This is a genomic window from Mesorhizobium sp. B2-8-9, assembly GCF_006439475.1.
Lineage (GTDB): Bacteria > Pseudomonadota > Alphaproteobacteria > Rhizobiales > Rhizobiaceae > Mesorhizobium.
This window is the reverse complement of sequence record NZ_VFTQ01000013.1, coordinates 63,090-79,535: the sequence shown is the minus strand read 5'-3', so window position 1 is coordinate 79,535 and position 16,446 is coordinate 63,090. Positions and strand designations below refer to the sequence as shown.

General features: G+C 62.6%; 15 protein-coding genes. 9 read left to right on the top strand and 6 right to left on the bottom strand.

All coding sequences use genetic code 11. The features are described 5' to 3' along the window. Positions 1-94 precede the first annotated feature (94 nt). Positions 95-4,321 carry a cytochrome P450 gene (locus tag FJ423_RS17085; protein ID WP_140843313.1) on the bottom strand — a complete coding sequence of 1,409 codons (4,227 nt, stop codon included), beginning with the start codon at positions 4,319-4,321 and terminating at the stop codon, positions 95-97. A 117-nt stretch (positions 4,322-4,438) separates the two neighbouring features. Further along, positions 4,439-6,220 (bottom strand): adenylate/guanylate cyclase domain-containing protein, encoded by a 1,782-nt coding sequence (locus FJ423_RS17080; protein ID WP_140843311.1) that lies wholly within the window; start codon positions 6,218-6,220, stop codon positions 4,439-4,441. Between the two features lie 403 nt (positions 6,221-6,623). On the opposite strand from FJ423_RS17080, the gene FJ423_RS17075 reads away from it, so the two are divergent. Beyond that, the gene (locus tag FJ423_RS17075) at positions 6,624-6,881 is read left to right on the top strand and encodes a PepSY domain-containing protein (protein ID WP_095765411.1); all 258 of its coding nucleotides are present in this window, start codon (positions 6,624-6,626) and stop codon (positions 6,879-6,881) included. Positions 6,882-7,158: 277 nt separating this feature from the next. After that, positions 7,159-7,644 carry a hypothetical protein gene (locus FJ423_RS17070; protein WP_140843309.1) on the top strand — a complete coding sequence of 162 codons (486 nt, stop codon included), beginning with the start codon at positions 7,159-7,161 and terminating at the stop codon, positions 7,642-7,644. Positions 7,645-7,691: 47 nt separating this feature from the next. Here the strand turns inward: FJ423_RS17070 and FJ423_RS17065 are convergent, their stop codons facing one another. Then, the gene (locus tag FJ423_RS17065) at positions 7,692-9,572 is read right to left on the bottom strand and encodes a murein L,D-transpeptidase (protein WP_140843307.1); all 1,881 of its coding nucleotides are present in this window, start codon (positions 9,570-9,572) and stop codon (positions 7,692-7,694) included. A gap of 400 nt (positions 9,573-9,972) precedes the next feature. Here FJ423_RS17065 and FJ423_RS17060 point away from each other — a divergent pair, with 400 nt between their 5' ends. Beyond that, positions 9,973-10,374: a rhodanese-like domain-containing protein gene (locus tag FJ423_RS17060; RefSeq protein ID WP_140843305.1), complete on the top strand. Its 402-nt coding sequence runs from the start codon at positions 9,973-9,975 to the stop codon at positions 10,372-10,374. 7 nt (positions 10,375-10,381) lie between these two features. On the opposite strand, the gene FJ423_RS17055 is transcribed toward FJ423_RS17060, so the two are convergent. Next, on the bottom strand, positions 10,382-11,290 hold the full coding sequence (locus FJ423_RS17055) for an alpha/beta hydrolase (RefSeq protein WP_140843303.1): 909 nt from the start codon (positions 11,288-11,290) through the stop codon (positions 10,382-10,384). Between the two features lie 47 nt (positions 11,291-11,337). Between FJ423_RS17055 and FJ423_RS17050 the strand changes: the two genes are divergently transcribed. Next, entirely contained in the window at positions 11,338-11,790 is a 453-nt protein-coding gene (locus tag FJ423_RS17050) for a MarR family transcriptional regulator (RefSeq protein ID WP_095765406.1), read from the top strand. A gap of 168 nt (positions 11,791-11,958) precedes the next feature. On the opposite strand, the gene FJ423_RS17045 is transcribed toward FJ423_RS17050, so the two are convergent. Continuing rightward, on the bottom strand, positions 11,959-12,570 hold the full coding sequence (locus FJ423_RS17045) for a pyridoxamine 5'-phosphate oxidase family protein (RefSeq protein WP_140843301.1): 612 nt from the start codon (positions 12,568-12,570) through the stop codon (positions 11,959-11,961). Positions 12,571-12,656: 86 nt separating this feature from the next. Beyond that, positions 12,657-13,010: a DUF971 domain-containing protein gene (locus FJ423_RS17040; protein ID WP_095765404.1), complete on the bottom strand. Its 354-nt coding sequence runs from the start codon at positions 13,008-13,010 to the stop codon at positions 12,657-12,659. 376 nt (positions 13,011-13,386) lie between these two features. Between FJ423_RS17040 and moaA the strand changes: the two genes are divergently transcribed. From moaA to FJ423_RS17020, 5 genes are all read left to right on the top strand, one after another. Then, positions 13,387-14,382: a GTP 3',8-cyclase MoaA gene (gene moaA, locus FJ423_RS17035; protein ID WP_140843299.1), complete on the top strand. Its 996-nt coding sequence runs from the start codon at positions 13,387-13,389 to the stop codon at positions 14,380-14,382. 54 nt (positions 14,383-14,436) lie between these two features. Next, positions 14,437-14,652, top strand: coding sequence for a hypothetical protein (locus FJ423_RS34210; RefSeq protein WP_246680189.1), 216 nt, complete (start codon positions 14,437-14,439; stop codon positions 14,650-14,652). A gap of 119 nt (positions 14,653-14,771) precedes the next feature. Continuing rightward, positions 14,772-14,930 (top strand): hypothetical protein, encoded by a 159-nt coding sequence (locus tag FJ423_RS34205; protein WP_246680188.1) that lies wholly within the window; start codon positions 14,772-14,774, stop codon positions 14,928-14,930. A 113-nt stretch (positions 14,931-15,043) separates the two neighbouring features. Further along, complete coding sequence (locus FJ423_RS17025; protein WP_140628062.1) at positions 15,044-15,400, top strand: hypothetical protein; 357 nt, start codon at positions 15,044-15,046, stop codon at positions 15,398-15,400. A 124-nt stretch (positions 15,401-15,524) separates the two neighbouring features. After that, the gene (locus tag FJ423_RS17020; RefSeq protein ID WP_140843298.1) at positions 15,525-16,445 is read left to right on the top strand and encodes a DMT family transporter; all 921 of its coding nucleotides are present in this window, start codon (positions 15,525-15,527) and stop codon (positions 16,443-16,445) included. Position 16,446: the final 1 nt, after the last annotated feature.

The following is a 16,446-nucleotide window of genomic DNA, read 5'->3' as shown; positions in this document are numbered from 1 at the left end:
GCGGCGCCTTCGCCATAGTCCGCTCGGAAGCTTCGCCATTGCTCCGCTGGTTCGTCGCTTTCGAGAAACGACGAACTGCTTTCAGCGCACCCGGTCAGAGCCGCGAGATAAGATAGCGCAACGCCGACCGGCTCGGCATGAAGAAATAGCCGCCGCCTTTCGTGGTGACGAACTGCGGTAAATCCTTGAGCACGGTGACCTTTTCCCAGGATGGTATCGAGAATCGGCCGCCGCCGCCCCGCGCGCCGATCGTCGGATCGGTCTCGCCGACAAGACCCTGGAACGAGTTCGACGAGACCCAGGTTTGCTGGATGAATTCGTACTGACGCTCGATATCGGCATTGAGGCACATGAACAGGAGGCCCTTCTCGGTCTTCCCGCCCTTGCCCTTCTTCTCATAGGTGCGGCCGACGCGCAGGATACGGTGGCGCTTGCCGATCCTGATCTGCGTCTCGCGGTCCTCGCCAAGCGAATCGCGCGGGTTGGACCGGCGTATGTGGGAGCCGAGCGGACAGGCATGCCCCTGCGGATCCTCGGCGCCGAGCGCGAAATCATTGTCGACGCCGCGGCCCGGGCGTCCGTTCGGATTGCGCACCAGAGAGCTTCCGTCCTGCCAGCGACCGAGCATCTTTGCCGCCACCCAATGCGGTGTGATGGCGGCGTCGCCAGTCTCGTATGCTGCCTGCGTCGCGGCCTTCCTGCAATAATCGTCGAACAGTTCGACATGTTGCTCGAACTGGCGCAGGACGAGGAAGGTGCCGTTGCGGCCGAAATCGCGCGGCGGAGGCGGCTGCCCCGGTATCTGACGGTTGCGCCGCACCTGCGACAGGATGCCGGTTCGGTCCAGCGCTGCGTCCACCGACGGCGAAGCCGGGTAGAAGCCGTGCTCGTCGCGGTAGCCGAACAGGAACTCGCCCGGTGCCAACAAATGCATCGGCGCGGCTCCTTTGGCGGCGCGCGACGTGCCCCGAACGATCGGTTGCGAGATGCCGTCGACGAAGCCGAAATGCTCGACGGCCCGCTTGCCGTCGCGCCGAACCATGAGCGGCAGTTCGGCGGCCACGGACATCCCCGCGCCTGTCGTCTGTCGCTTCATGGCCGCGATCTCCGCCTTCAACGCGGCCAGCGTCCCGGCATAGCAGACGATGACGACGTCGGCAGGATTTTTGGGCGAGCCCCACTGCCATTTGTCCGGGGCGTCGGGACCGGTGTCGTTGAGGATGCGGCTGCGCTCGGGCGTTCCCATGCCTTGGCGGAAGGCGACAGGAAACGTGTCCAGCGGCTCGTCGTCGACGCCGCCCTCCAGCCCCAGCCGGCGCAGTCCGTTGGGGCCGAACGCCACGGTCATGGCGCGACCGGCCGGCACGCCGTCGCCGAAGCTGGTTTTTTCGGTCACGAAGTTGAGCCACGCCTTGCGCTTCGCCGCCGACAAACCGTCAGGCACCTCGATCGCAAGCATATGCGCATAGCCGAGCGCACCGAACGGACCGAAGAAGATCGACTGGATTTCTCCGGATTCCAGTTCTTCGAGCGGCGCGGACGGCGGTTCAGGCAGGCTGGTCGCATCCGCCGGCCGTGCTTGCGGGCGCGGCAGCGAACCGAACAGGCTCAGCCAGTCGCGCGCCTCGTTGCCGGTGGCCGATGCGATGCCGCGCCTGATCCTGGAGTTGATGCGGATGCGCGGTGTGTTGAGATGCGGATAGGCGCTGTACCAGAACAGCGTCGGCACCTGCTGGCGCCGCGCCCAGCGTTTGAAACGATCGCCGTCGCGCGCGCCGTCGAGGAACAGCCAGCGCGTGCGCGGATAGCCTTCGGTATTGCTCCACACGCCGGTCAGGCCGGCCGAGGCCTTGGCAATGAAATCCTCCAGATAACTTTCCCAGGAGCCGGCGTAATTGGAGAAGAACACCAGCCTGTCGGTGCCGGGCAGCAGCACCCAGCGGGCGAAATGAATGGTGTTGATGGTGGCGAGGAAACCCGGCCTGAAGACTTTCTGCGCCGATATCGAGATCAGGTAGAAGGAGAGCCGCAGCGCCAGCCGCCGCAAGATCCCCGGCTTCATCGTCGAGATCGCCGTCAGGTTGTTCTGCGCGCAATGGTCCTCATTGGCGAGGATCTTTTCGAGCGCGCCGATATCGACCGGCGTGTTCGCCGGCCGGTCCTTGTCTTCGAGCCGCCGCAACGCCAGGAAGCAAAGGCCCACGAACAGAACCAGAATAGCCAGCAGACCGAGCACCGTAAGCAGAAGCGCGGCGCCGGCGATCGCGATGTTGGCAATGGTGATACCATGCGGGTTCCCGAACACGAGCACATAAGTCATGCGCCAAAAAGCGAGAACGACGATCGCGACAGTGGCGAACATCGCCGGCGTCAAAAGCGTCGTTGTCAGCGCGCGCGACCAGTGGCCGGGCGGCCTTTCCAGCAGGCTTTCGGCGGGCTCGAACGCCCAGTCGAATTGCCCGAGGCAGCGGACATGCCGGCGCGCCTCGGCCAGCACGTCCATCGCGTTGCCGGCGCCCACGCGCGGCTTTTCGGCGATCTCGCGCACTCTGTCGGCGAGCTTGGCCTCGGCAAGGATGCGGCGTACGGAATGGCCGGGCGTGCCGGAAAAAACCAGCCCCGCGGCGCTGCCGAAGGACGGCGATATCTTGATTTGGTTCTTCTTCAGGAAGTCCTCCAGCGAGCCGCCATCCGGCAGGCCGCAGACATCCCTGAAGATCGGCCGCAGCCGATACCCGATCGATTGCGCAATGGCGGCAATGACGTCGTCGGTGCTGCCGTCGCCGGAGATTTCGAACACCAGCGCGCCGGTCTCGACCCCCGTCTTCTTGTCCCTGCCTGTGGGAGCGACGGCCAAGCTGGTGAAATGTATGGTGGCGACCTTGTCGAGTGCGGCGCTGATCTCGCCAATCGCGGGATTGCCTAGGTCGGCGACCTTGTCGCGCACCGCATCGAGCGGCATGGCGCGGGTGATCGGGCAGACAACTGTCACCATCGACTGGTCGGCGGTGCGGCACAGCGGCGGGCGCTCGAAATCGACCTTGAGGCTTGCCGGATAGGCGCCGACATTGACCATCTTGCCGGCCCTGCCCCGCGCGCGGGCGAGCTTCGGTTTGCTGAACAGCGCGCGGATGCATTCGCCGATCTGGATGCGGGCGATCTCGGCGCCGATGCACAGATGGATGCCGTAACCGAAAACCATGTAGTCGCGATGCGGGCGCGACGTATCGAACTCGTTCGGCCGCTGCACGATCTCCGGATCGAACATTGCTGAAAGCGTCGCCGGCATGACCACCGTTCCGGCCTTGACCAGGCGCTCGCGGCGCGTGCCCTTGCCGATGACCGCGTCACGCCTGGTATAGCGCCACGGCCCGATCCAGATCGGCTTGAAGCGCATGGCTTCCATGATCGCCCGGTCGAGCTTGTCGGTGTCGCCGGCCGCGATGGCCTCATCCACAGCCTGCCGCGCATCGGATCGCGACAGGATCACATCCAGGCAATTGCTGCCGGCAAGCACGTTCGTCGGCACAAAGCCTGCGACCATGCCGAGCATGATGGAATGAATGTCGGGCAACGACAGGCGCCCTTGGTCCATCAGCGCGACGAGACGGGCAAGCGGCCGGTCGTCTTTGCCCGCTCTCTCCCTGACCGCGGCGATCGATCGGTTTATGACCTTGATCAGCCGATCGCCTCCGACCACGGCAAGCTGGCGCGTGGTGGGACTTGCCGTCGGATCGGAAAAGAACAGCGCGCTGAGCGCGATCGACCAGTCGGCGAACTCGGTTTCGTCGTCGATCTCGAGGCCGAAATAGTCGCGGCAGATGCGAACCGGCACGATCTTCATCAATCCGGCGATGGCATCGAAGCCGGGGCTGGCGCGGGTCATGATATCGTGCGAATGGCGCTCGGCGATCGGCCTGACGGCGGCTTCGACCTCCGCCGGCGGGAACGCGCTCAGCACCGCCGATTTCATCTGCCGGTATGCGGCGCCGTCCTGCATGCCGAGAATGAAATTCGAGCCCCGGGCGAGTTCGGCCATTTCCGGCCCGTAAGGCGTTTCGAACTCGTCGCCCCGCTCCAATATGTCGCGAACATCCGCGCCCTTGGTGACGAGCAGGAAATTGCCGAAGCCGAGATTCGGCCAGAAACGGCGCAGCAGCGCCAGCAGCCAGCGCGGATCGCTGAGAAGAAAGCCGGCGATGCGGGGAGCAAAGCCGCTCTTGGAACGCAGCCGGTTGATGTCGAACGGTGGCATTTCGGCGAGCGGACGCTGGCTCTTCTGAGCGGCGCGGACGGCGGCGAAGTACTTCAAAGTGATCATCGCGTTCAAGCCCCCCGGCTATCCACGTCAATACGATGCCGGCATTGTCTGGCCTAGGTTTGCATCGGTCCGGCGTATGTGAATTCGTTCACAGTCATTTGTTGTCGGCCCCGGCGATCATGCAGCAGACTTGGCCTGATCGAAATTGCCGATCAGGAAATTGTTCTTGGCTGGGTCCACGAATGGTATCCAGCGTATCCTCTGCTCGGAAAAATCGGGGTGCCTGGTCATGAAAATCGCGAGTTCATGCGCCGCCTCGTCGCGCCGACCGCTTCTCATCAGGGCGCCTATCTTCAGGAATCTTGCGTAGAAGTAGCCTGGCGACAGGTTGAGCGAGCGCTCGGCGGTGGCGATCGCGGCCTGCCAGTCCTCGACGAAGCAATAGGCCGCGGCCAGTTCCCCTAGATTATGGAAGCGATAGAGGTCGAACGGGCTCAATCGGTCAGTGTCGAGGAAAAAGGGGATCGCGCTGGTCGCATCGCCAAGCAAAAGGTGTGCGCTGCCCATGGCCGAGCGGGCGAAGGCGAAGCTCGGATTGATGTGGATCGCTTCGGCAAGATGCTCGGCCGCCAATGCCGGCTGGCCGCGCATGATGTCGGCTGCGCCGAGATAGGCATGCGGACGCGCATCGAGGCTGTCCATCAGCAGCGCCTTGCGCGCAAGCGTCTCGACTTTCTCCAGATCGTCGCTGTCGCCGAAGCGCAGCCATGCCCTCCAGAAATACCACCATGCGAGCTCGTTGAGCACGGCGCTCGAATTCGGATCTTCCTGGTAGGCCTTGTCGAAGAAGTCGAGCGCAATTTCGGTATCGCGACGTGTCCGCCTGTTCATGTGCCAGCGGCCGCGCCTGACCAATTGCCAGGTCTCGAGGCTTTCCCACGGCACCTGGAACGTGCGCGCCTGTTCGGCGCGGTCGACCTCCTTGTCGAGTATGGAAACGATCTCGCTGCCGATCTGGTCGCGCAGGCTGAAGATATCGACGAGATCGCGGTCGAAACGTTGCGACCAGACCAGGCGCCCGTTCGAGGTATCGGTGAGCGACGTATTGAGGCGGATCTGCCTGTTGGAGCGCGCCAACGTGCCGCTGACGATGTAGCGGGCACCCAGCGCGTTGCCGATGAGCCTTGTGCCGAGGCTGTCGTCGCGAAACTGGAAACTCGAGCCCTTGGCGATGACCGAAAGCCAGCGCGTGTTGGAAAGACCGTAAATGATGTCCTCGGCGATACCGTCGGCCATATAGCCGACATCGGGTTCGCTGCCATTGCCCTGGAACGGCAGCACGGCGATTGCCGGCGGACCCTTGGCGATCGGCCTGGAATGACCGAGCGTGGCGGGAATGGAAGCGAAGGAAGCGGTCGCGGCAGGGCCGTTGCCGCCGCGACCGGCGATCAGGACCCGCACCGGCAGGGCGATGTTCTTCAGGCTGAACTCGCCGAGATCGGTGAAGACGGCCGCCGTCTTGTCCCTCACGTGATGCCACGTCGTCGCCGAGATGGCGACACCGTCATGCGGCGCGAATTCCTGAAGCCTGGCCGCGATATTCACGTCGTCGCCGTAGAGACGGCCCTCCCGGACGATGACGTCGCCGGTGTTGATCCCGGCGCGAAAAGGCATGCGCATGTCCTCGGCGACCGTGGCATTCAGCGCCACGATCCGGGCCTGGAAATCGAAGGCTGCCCGCAAGGCTTCGATTGGATTGCCGAATTCGGCCATGATGCTGTCGCCGGCATCGCCGAACGTGCGCCCGCCAAATGCGCCGCAACTGTCGGCGATGATGTCGCGCCTTTCCTCGAAGGCGGCAACAGCCAACTCGTCGTCGATGCCCATAAGCCTCGAGAATCCTACGGCGTCGATTGAAATGATTGTCGCAAGCTGACGGGTATAATTCCGTTCAGCCATGATTGAGCCCCCAGTCCCGCTGCAGTCCAGAACGGGCGACCTGCGCTCAAAGAAACGCGTCGCCGGCTGCCGACGGAAATCCTCGGCAGGCCCGGCGCACTGTTGCCACCCTCTTATGACCAGAATTCTATCAGGGTCTTGCCGAAAGCTCTACCACGAACAGCTAATATGGCGAATTCACCCTCCGGCGCATGGTTAGTGGTTCATTACATCAGGAGACACATCCAAAGCGCGACTTTACCAGTTGTAATTATTACATTTTCTCCGCCAGGCAATATCGGCCGGCTCCTGCGGCCGCATCGAGGCATGCGCCGCAAAAGTCGGTTATTGCGGCGCTGCGGAACCAACCTGCCTGCGCGCGAGTTTCTGACGGCACTGACGCCGACGAGATTTGAGGGCTCTCATGCGCACTGTTGTTTCAGCAACCGGTATCGCTTTCCTGCTTATCAGTGGACAAGCCTTTGCGGCGGACGACCAGCCACTGCCGTCGCAAAATGCCAAGAAGCTCTCGGAGATCGTCGCCAAGGTCGAGCACCGCACCGACTTCCGCTATGTGAAGGAGGTCGAATGGGATAGCGACGGCTATACCATCACCTACTACACGACGGACAAGGCCAAGGTCCAAATCACCTACGATCCCCTGACCGGCGAACCCAAATAGGCCGCGTCCGCCTGCGGCCATTCCGCCCGGCCTACTAGGGGCAAATGGACCCCTGCCCGATCCCCGGCATCTGTGCGTTAGAGCATTATCCCGACAAGTGGGAACCGTTTTTCAGAGAAGATCGTCTCCAACAAGAGATCGGATGGCGATTCAACGAAACATCATCCTGATCTTGCGCCTGAATGCTCATGTGCCGCGTTCCCACGCGACGGACCGCCCTTGCATCGTCACAGCTTTGGTGGCTGACTGCCCGCCATGATTGCGGGCACGGGGGTGCATGGCAATGGTTGGCTACGTCCTGAAGCGCATCCTAATGGTGCTTGTCGGCTATCTGGTCGCGGTGCTGGTCGGGTTGATCGCCGTGGTTGTGATCTACGCGATATTGAGTTCGCTGCCCAATGCTCCGGGTTACTTCGAGCTTATGGCGTTCACGCCGGTCGCCGCGCTGGTGGTGCCGCCGCTCGGCATGTTCATCTACTTTCTGACGATCGTCCTGACGGGTATGCAGACGCTGGTCTTTGCAATGATCGCCGAGTTCTTTTCGCTGCGGAGCTTCTGGCTGCATATGCTGTTCGGCGCCGCTGCCGCGGCAGCCGGTTTCATGCTGATCTGGCCGGACGCCGCCAATAATCCGGAACGCTGGGCGGACATGGGCATCATCGCCGGCGGCGGCCTCGTGGCCGGCCTGATCTATTGGCTGATCGCCGGGCGCAACGCCGGCTTGCGCCGGCCGTTGATCAAAGCAATTCCAGGAAAAGTGTGAAGCGGTCAGCGGCTTCGCCGTATCCTTCCGTCCGAAATTGCTTGCGCTCAGCTTGACGGCGTGCGCACCGCTTCGGTCGCGTCGAGCGCCTGCATCAGCTTGGAATCGCGGCCATAGACGTCGTCGAAATACTCGACCTTGCCGGACATGTCCGGCCATGCGGTGAAATAGGCGACATAGACCGGAATGACGCGCGTGACATTCTCGGTCGAATGGCCGTGCTTCAGCTTCTCGGCGATATCCTCGACCGTGGTGCCCAGCACGGCGGCGGCCATGCCGCGCGGATCCTGTAGCCGCACGCAGCCATGGCTGAGCGCGCGCATGTCGCGTTCGAAGAACGACTTCTGCGGCGTGTCGTGCATGTAGATCGCATGCTTGTTGGGGAAGAGGATCTTCAACTCGCCCAGCGCATTGGCCTCGCTCGGCTGCTGACGCACGCTGAACGGAATGTTGGCGCCATAAGCACCCCAATCGACCGCCGAGGACGGGATGCGCTTGCCGCGCGAATCCGTCACCTCATAGCCGGCGCGGTCGAGATAACCCGGATCGCCGCGCAGCCTCGGCAGCATCTCGTTGACGATGATCGACTGCGGCACGCCCCAATAAGGATGGAAGTCGACCTGCTTGATCTGATTGTAGAAGAAGGCGGTCTGGTTGGTGACCCGGCCGATGACCGCGCGGGTCTTCAGCTTCTCCTCGCCATTGTCGATATAGCTGGCGGTGAAGGCGGGCTGGTTGATGAAGACGCGCGGACTGCCGAGATCAGACGGCATCCAGCGCAGTTCCTCGAGCGCGACCTTGACCTTCTCGACCTTGTCCGCCTTTGAGGCGCCGGCCAATGAAGCCACCGTGCGCGGGCCGATGACGCCGTCGCCCTTCATGCCGGCGCGCTGCTGCACCGCCTTGATCACCGGCACCAGCTCGGGATCATAGAGCTCGCTCTTGCCGAGCCTTGCGAGCATTTCGCCATAGCTGCCACCCATCTCGTCATCGAGATTACGGGAAATAAGCGTCAGCAACTTCGGCAATTCCGGGCTGCTTTCGCCGGGTTTGAGCAGGAGCTTGGGATCGACGACGATCTCGTTTTCCTCGCTCGCCTCGAGCGCTTCCAGCTCGACGCGCAGCGCCTGGTATTCGGCATTCTGCGGATGCCGCGATTCGAGATAGGTGCGGACCTCCTGGGTATGCGCCAGCGTCTTCAGCACGCCTTCGAGATCGAGCGGCTTGGCCGGGAAATCGTAATAGCCGGTCATCCGGTTGGGATCGACGCGGCCGCTCTGGGCATCATGGGCATAGCGCAGCACGCGGGCCGACAGCGCCATCTCGAAGCGGACCAGTTCCTTGGTCCGCTCTTCCGGTGTGGCGGCGGAATTGGCGGCTGCCGGGACATCGACGGAATAGTCGGCCGGCGTCAGGCCATAACTCGCCGCCTCCCCCAGGACGCGCACTGCATCCTGCGCCCGGCTGTTGGGGGTATTGTCGCTCACCCAGATGAAATCCGGATTGGCCGAATAATAGGCGATCAGCGCCTTGGCGATATCTGGCTCGGCAAACAGCTCATAGTCGCTCAAACCAGCGACGGCATCGCGGAAGCTATTGCTCGTCACCGACGGGACAAAGGCGGCGTCCTGAGGGGTCGCGGCCTGCGGTGCCGGCAGCAGCGATTTGAAATCGACCCGGACAAGCTTGTCGGCCCTGTAGGTGTTGTAGGTGGGACCGCTGATCCTGACGCTGCCACCATCCTCTCCGGCCGGCCGCATCTTGCGTGGCTTCGGCGGCGGCGGAAATTCACCTTGCGGGTTATGCCGGATGCCGCCGCCAAACAGCATGTCGAACAGCCCTTGCGCGCTTGCCGACTGCTGCCCGAAGGCAAGTGTCGCCGCGATAGCGACCGGCAGGACGGCCTTTTTGTTCCCGAGGATTTTCATGCTTCACCCGCACCGGTTGTAGCCGGTTCCCGTTCCGCGCCGCTGGACGGTCCCGCCCTCCGCATGGCGGATGTATGACGTGACTGTACCGATTCATACCGATTTCGTTAAGCTTCCATTAATTTTCGCGGCCGTGTTGCAGAACAGTTTCACATCCTTGTGAGACCTAAAACGAGCTGGCCGTTCCAAGTGTTCCGACACCCGGGACAATCAGGCGTGGCGTTGCCGATAGGCGAAAAAGTCACATAGGTACGCGGGCAGCGTTTCGAGTGGACTGTCGTCAAGCAGGAATCACCGGCGATTCGACGGCCGCTCTGTGCGGCACGGTCAAGGCGTGACAAACCACGGTCTTTGTGATCGAAATTCCGGCGGCCTCGAGCCACGGCCTGGAGGATGTGCAGTGAAGAAGGGATATCGCCAGCTTCTCGACGAGGCGAATGCCGAGATCGAGGTCGTGTCGCCTGAGGAGGCAGCGGGGCTGCTGGAGGATGAGGACACGATCTTCGTCGATCTGCGCGACCCGCGCGAGGTCGAACGTGAGGGCAAGATCCCCGGCGCCAAGCATGTAACGCGCGGCATGCTGGAATTCTGGATCGATCCCGAAAGCCCGTATCACAAGCCGTTCTTCGCCAGCGGCAAGACCTTCGTCTTCTTCTGCGCCGGCGGCTGGCGCTCGGCGCTTGCCACGAAGACGGCGCAGGACATGGGCCTGACGCCGGTCAAGCATATCCTCGGCGGCTATACCGCCTGGAAAGCAGCGGGCCTGCCCGTAGAGCCGGGGCAGAAAAAGAAGGCGGGCTGATAGGCGATTAGTGCAGGGCCGTTTCCCGCTGCCCAGTCACAAAGCCGACCGCGCGCGCGACGACGTCCCTGTCGGTGAGGATACGCCGGTGGCCAAGCCCCTCGGCCCAATGCAGGTGGACATGCTCGCCGGCGCCCGCATAACGCTTCGCATGATCGGCATGGACCTCGCGATCGTCCGGCGCGTGGATGACCAGTGTCGGCACCGACGCTGCGGCCAGTTGGCGGTCGCCGGTGAATTCGCTGAGCGGCCGCCCGGACAGATGCTTCACCCGGTCCGCCATGGCGACGCGCGAGCGCGGCCCGACATTCATCATATCGCTGAAGTCGTCGAAGATTGCAGGCAGCGAGCTCGGCGCCGCAATCAGCACCAGCTTTTGCGCCGCAAGCGGCGGCATGCCCTTGACCGATGCGGCAACGGCATTGGCGGCAATCGCGCCGCCGAAGGAATGGCCGACGGCGGCGGCAAAGGGGCCGAACCATTCGCCGGCGACCCGCGTCGCGTCCACGGCAGTCACCATGTTGAGATGGCGGCCGAGCGAATGGCCATGCCCAGGCAGGTCGAGCGAAACAACCTTGTAGCCGGCGCCGCGAAACCCTTCGATAAGGGCGCGCATATATTCGGTACGCGAGCGCCAACCATGAATGACGAGCACCGTGCCGCGCGACTCCCTGCCCGGCTCCGGCCGGAATTCATGCACTGCGACGCAATCGGTCCTGGTTTTCAGCCTGTGATGGCGCGCCTCGGCCATGAAGGCTGAGGCACGCTCGACGGCTCGGCGTTCGCCGTCGCTCAAGGTCTTGACGTTTGGTGTGCGGCAAAACAATTCAAAGGCGGCACGGCCGCCGAGACGCGGCGCAACATGCTCGGCCGCGCCGAAAACGCCCCGGATGACCTTCATTCCAAATGATGCCATATTGGCAGTCCATCCATTCGTTCAAGCATGAACATAATAGTTCAAAGATGAACATTAAGCAAGAGCTACCCTGGGACAACCCTCGCTTTCGCAACTGGGTTGCGGTGGCGCGCGCCTGCCATGTGCTGGAGCGCACGCTGGCGGTTAAGCTCGGCCCGCTCGACCTTAAGCCGGCGCAGCTCGACGTGCTGATGAACCTCTACCGCCACCCCGGCATGTCGCAGCACGACCTTGCCCGCAAGCTGCTCGTCGGCCGCTCCAATATCACCATGCTGTTGCCGCAGCTCGAGGCCCGCGGGTTGCTGCGTCGCGAAGGCGACGAGAAGGACAAGCGGGTGCTGCGGCTGAACCTCACCGAGGCGGGCGAGGCCCTGCTGATGAAGGCCCTGAAGGTTCACATGGCGCTGATCGAGAAGGCGATGAGCCAGTCGACGCCGGAGCAGTGCGACATGATCGGCGAGCAGATGCGCAAGATCGCCGACGTGCTGAAGGAAGCCTGAGCGCGGGTTTGATGCGACTACCTCAGGTGTGCTGAGATTTCGGTCAGGCCGAATCGAAAATGGCGGGATTCCGAGAACCGGAGCGGAGCGTACCTAAAGTACGTGAGCACCGGAAGCGCAGGGACCCGCCATTTGCAGGCCGGCCTCACCGAAATATCGGCGCACCTGTCACCACATCGTCTTCTTCGCTCTTTCCGGCCATTCCTCGTCGTACTTCTGGCCGTCGATGTTCTTGCGGCTGGTGATCTCGAGAATCCTGCCGGGTGTCGGCAGCGATTTCGGATCAACATGCCTGGCCGGGTTCCAGAGCTCGGAACGCACGATGGCGCGGGCGCATTGGAAATAGACCGTATCGACATCGATGACAGTGACCGAGCGGGCCGGCTTGCCGTCGACCGTGAAACATGCGCAAAGCCCGGCATCGGTCGTGATGTGAGCGCGGCCGTTGATGCGCAGCGTGGTGCCCGAGCCCGGCACCAGAAAGAGCAGCCCGACGCGCGGATCGCGAATGATGTTCTTCAGCGAATCGGCGCGATTGTTGCCGCGCCTGTCGGGCATCATCAGAGTCTTGTCATCAACAGTGCGCACGAAGCCGGCGAGATCGCCGCGCGGGGAGCAGTCGAGGCCCTCGGGCCCGCTCGTCGCCAGCGCCACGAAGGGCGAGGCCTTGATGAAGGCGGCATATTCGGGAATCACATGGTCGAGTTCCTTGACGACCGAAGCCTCGCCCGGCAGGCCGTAGAGGACCTCGAGCTGTTCGACGGATGTGATGCGCGACACTTTTTTCGCCTCCTGACCTTTTGCCGGCGCTACTCCATGTCCATGACGTCTTGACGACAGCCGACATTGGATTGCCACGCGCCGGGCTAGCGATCCCGGCTCAGTCCCTTCTCGGCCAACTCGGTAAGATAGGCGTTCCAGCGCTCGTCCTTTTCGTGGCCAAGCGTATGCAGATAGTTCCAGGTGAAGATGCCGGTGTCGTGGAAATCGTCGAAGGTGATGCGCACCGCATAATTGCCAACCGGCTCGATCTTGAGGATCGCGACATTGCGCTTGCCGGGCACCGTCACGCGCTGCTCAGGCGAATGGCCCTGCACTTCCGCCGACGGCGAAGCCACGCGCAAAAACTCCGCAGGCAATTCGAACGGTTGATGGCCCGGAAAGGTCACCGTCAGCAGCTTGCGGTCCTTCGAGACCCTGAGTTCCTTTGGCGCGGTCATGACTGTCCTGTCTAGAGCCGGATTATTTCAGGTCTGTTCGACCTGAAATCTGAATCCGTCTCTAAGTCAAAGAGATAGAACATGATGTCGTCCGAAAAACCGCTTCACACTTTTCAGCATCATGCTCTGGGTTGCGCCCTTTCCTACGCCGCTTCACGCGATCCGGAAAGACCGGTGCCAATGCATGTCGCCCAGAAGTGGGCAGCGGTTCTGAGACAAACGACATGCATCCGACAAAGACTTTTAGCCAGCCGACACGCGATGTCGGCCGGGGAATGTTACCAAAGATCAAGACCGTCTATCTTGAATGCGGCATTGGATCGTATCACATAGCTGTATATAACGGTGCCGCTCAGGCCATGGGAAACGTTTGCAAATGGACATGATCGACCCCTTCGGTCGCACCATCAGCTATCTGCGCGTGTCGGTCACCGACCGCTGCGATTTTCGCTGTACCTATTGCATGGCCGAGGACATGACCTTCTTGCCCAAGAAGGATCTGTTGTCGCTCGAGGAGCTTGACCGGCTCTGCACCGTTTTCATCGAAAAGGGCGTTAGGAAGCTCAGGCTGACCGGCGGCGAGCCGCTGGTTCGCAAGAACATCATGCATCTGGTGCGCCAGCTGTCGCGGCATCTGGAGAGCGGCGCCCTGGAAGAGCTGACGCTGACCACCAACGGCTCGCAGCTGTCGCGCTTCGCCGCTGAGCTCGCCGATTGCGGCGTCAAGCGCATCAACGTCTCGCTCGACACGCTCGATGCCGAGAAATTCCACCAGATCACCCGCTGGGGCAATCTCGGCAAGGTGATGGAGGGCATCGATGCCGCACAGAAGGCCGGGTTGAAGATCAAGCTCAATGCGGTTGCGCTGCGCGACTTCAACGACGCCGAAATCCCCGAGCTGATGCGCTGGGCGCATGGCCGCGGCATAGATCTCACCCTCATCGAGACGATGCCGATGGGCGAGATCGAGGCCGACCGCACCGACCAGTATCTGCCGCTGTCGCTGCTGCGCGCCTCGCTGGAGCGCCAGTTCACGCTCTCCGATATTCCTTACAAGACCGGCGGCCCGGCCCGCTATGTCCATGTCACGGAGACCGGCGGCCGGCTCGGCTTCATCACGCCGATGACGCATAATTTCTGCGAAAGCTGCAACCGCGTGCGGCTGACCTGCACCGGCACGCTCTATATGTGCCTTGGCCAGGAGGACGCCGCCGACCTCAGGGCGCCGTTGCGCGCCACCGAAGGCAACGAGCTGCTCGGCGAGGCGATCGACGAAGCCATCGGCCGCAAGCCCAAGGGCCATGATTTCGTCATCGACCGCCGCACCAGCCGCCCATCGGTATCTCGGCATATGAGCGTCACCGGCGGCTGATTTTTTCCCGATTTGGTGCAGGATCACCTTCGGTCATCGACCAAAGGGGGGATCATGAAACGTCCGCAGCGCATCGGTTGGTCGTCGGTAGCGGCGATCTTGTCCCTGTCGACAATCATGCCGGCGACCGCGATGGCCAAGCCCTTCACCTATGTGAATGCGCGGTTCGGCCAGTCCTGCACTTTTCCCGACGACATCTTCAACAAGCCGATGCCCGAGCCGGAAAATGGCGACGGACAGCAATGGCTTAGCGCCGACGGCGCCACCTGACCTGTTCCGGCATCTACAACATCGACAACGACACGCCGCAAGGTTTCGTCGTCCAGGAGAAAGCCAGCACCGAACCGGGTTACAAGATCACCTACAGCAAGACCGGCAAGAATTGGGCGGTGCTCTCCGGCACCAAGGACGGCAACATTTTTTACGAACGGCGCCTGTTCGGAACGGACGACGTCATTCGCACCGTCTGGATCGAATACCCTGCCGCGCTCAAGGCAAAATACGACCCTTTGGCCGGCTCCATCGCCAAGACCCTGCGCGGCCCTTGAGGTCAGCCTGGCCGCACTGAAAATAAAGCGCTTGCGTCGCCTTCCGGCCGATTTACCGCCGGCCTTTTCCAGCCTAGCCTTCGCGCGCGATTATCGCTCTAGGGGGAGTGCACATGCGCACATTCATGCTTTCACTAGCAATGCTTGGGGTTGCTTCCGTATCGGCCGCGGCTCAGTCGATCGGCGGCACCTACACCGTCGCCGGCACCAATTTCGACGGCTCGAAATATGACGGCGAGGCAACCATCACGCTGACCAGCGACACGACCTGCACCATCCACTGGGAAACCGGCGGCTCGACCTCGGACGGCATCTGCATGCGTAACGACAATGCATTTTCCGCCGGCTACGCGATGGGTAAGGAGATCGGTCTCGTCGTCTACAAGATCGAGAAGGACGGCTCCCTGCACGGGCTGTGGACCATCGCCGGCCAGAACGGCAACGGCACCGAGGTGCTGACGCCGAAGTAAGCGTTCCAAAGCTCGGCAAATCGATCTCATGGGCCACGCAGAAATTCGTGGCCCATTTCTTTGCCGTTGCTGTTTTCCGGCTGCCTGCTAGACGGCTGAATTAAAATAGAATCCGGAAACGCCCTTGCCTCTCTCGCCAAATCTGCGCGGCGCGCTGTTCATGATCGTGGCCATGGTCGGCTTCACCTTGAACGACGCGATCACCAAATTCTCGTCGGAATCGATGAACATGGCGCAGGTCATGCTGGTGCGCGGCGCCTTCGCGTCCTTGTTCGTCGGCCTGCTCGCCTGGCGGCGCGGCGCGCTTGCCAATCCGGCGGCCATGCTGCAGCCGATGGTGGCGACGCGCGTTGCGGGCGAAGCCGGCGCCACGGTATCGTTTCTGATCGCGCTTGCGCATTTGCCGATCGCCAACGTCTCGGCCGTGCTGCAGGCGCTGCCGCTGGCGGTGACCATGGGCGCGGCGCTGTTCTTCGGCGAAGGCGTCGGCTGGCGGCGCTGGCTTGCCATTGCCATCGGCTTCACCGGCGTGCTGATCATCGTGCGGCCGGGCTTCGAGGGCTTCAGCGTCTACTCGCTGCTGGCATTGACCAGCGTCGCCTGCTGCGCGGTGCGCGATCTCGCCACCAAGCGGATCCCCGAAGCGATCCCGACCATGCTGGTGTCGACGGCGACCGCGCTTGCCATGACGGTGCTGGGCGCGCTGCTTTTGTCGCCGATGGGCGGCTGGACGCCGATGAGCGGCCGGGCGACCACACTGCTGGCCTTGGCGGCGGTGCTGGTGCTGATCGGCTATCAGTTCATCATCATGGCGATGCGCTCGGGCGACATCTCCTTCATCGCCCCGTTCCGCTACACCGCGCTATTGTGGTCGATCCTGCTCGGCCTCGTCATTTTCGGCGATATCCCGGATGCGCCGATGACCGTCGGCGCCGCCATCATCATCGGCTCGGGCCTCTATGCGCTCTACCGCGAGCGCGTCGTCGGCCGACAGCAACCTGCCGCCGAAAGCACTGGACCCGACATGGCACCGGACGGCATATAGG

Bases quoted from the DNA above. Each gene is read 5' to 3' on its own strand.
- FJ423_RS17085 (WP_140843313.1), bottom strand. From the start codon at position 4,321: ATGATCACTTTGAAGTACTTCGCCGCCGTCCGCGCCGCTCAGAAGAGC.
- FJ423_RS17080 (WP_140843311.1), bottom strand. From the start codon at position 6,220: ATGGCTGAACGGAATTATACCCGTCAGCTTGCGACAATCATTTCAATC.
- FJ423_RS17075 (WP_095765411.1), top strand. From the start codon at position 6,624: ATGCGCACTGTTGTTTCAGCAACCGGTATCGCTTTCCTGCTTATCAGT.
- FJ423_RS17070 (WP_140843309.1), top strand. From the start codon at position 7,159: ATGGCAATGGTTGGCTACGTCCTGAAGCGCATCCTAATGGTGCTTGTC.
- FJ423_RS17065 (WP_140843307.1), bottom strand. From the start codon at position 9,572: ATGAAAATCCTCGGGAACAAAAAGGCCGTCCTGCCGGTCGCTATCGCG.
- FJ423_RS17055 (WP_140843303.1), bottom strand. From the start codon at position 11,290: ATGGCATCATTTGGAATGAAGGTCATCCGGGGCGTTTTCGGCGCGGCC.
- FJ423_RS17050 (WP_095765406.1), top strand. From the start codon at position 11,338: ATGAACATTAAGCAAGAGCTACCCTGGGACAACCCTCGCTTTCGCAAC.
- FJ423_RS17040 (WP_095765404.1), bottom strand. From the start codon at position 13,010: ATGACCGCGCCAAAGGAACTCAGGGTCTCGAAGGACCGCAAGCTGCTG.
- moaA (WP_140843299.1), top strand. From the start codon at position 13,387: ATGGACATGATCGACCCCTTCGGTCGCACCATCAGCTATCTGCGCGTG.
- FJ423_RS34210 (WP_246680189.1), top strand. From the start codon at position 14,437: ATGAAACGTCCGCAGCGCATCGGTTGGTCGTCGGTAGCGGCGATCTTG.
- FJ423_RS17025 (WP_140628062.1), top strand. From the start codon at position 15,044: ATGCGCACATTCATGCTTTCACTAGCAATGCTTGGGGTTGCTTCCGTA.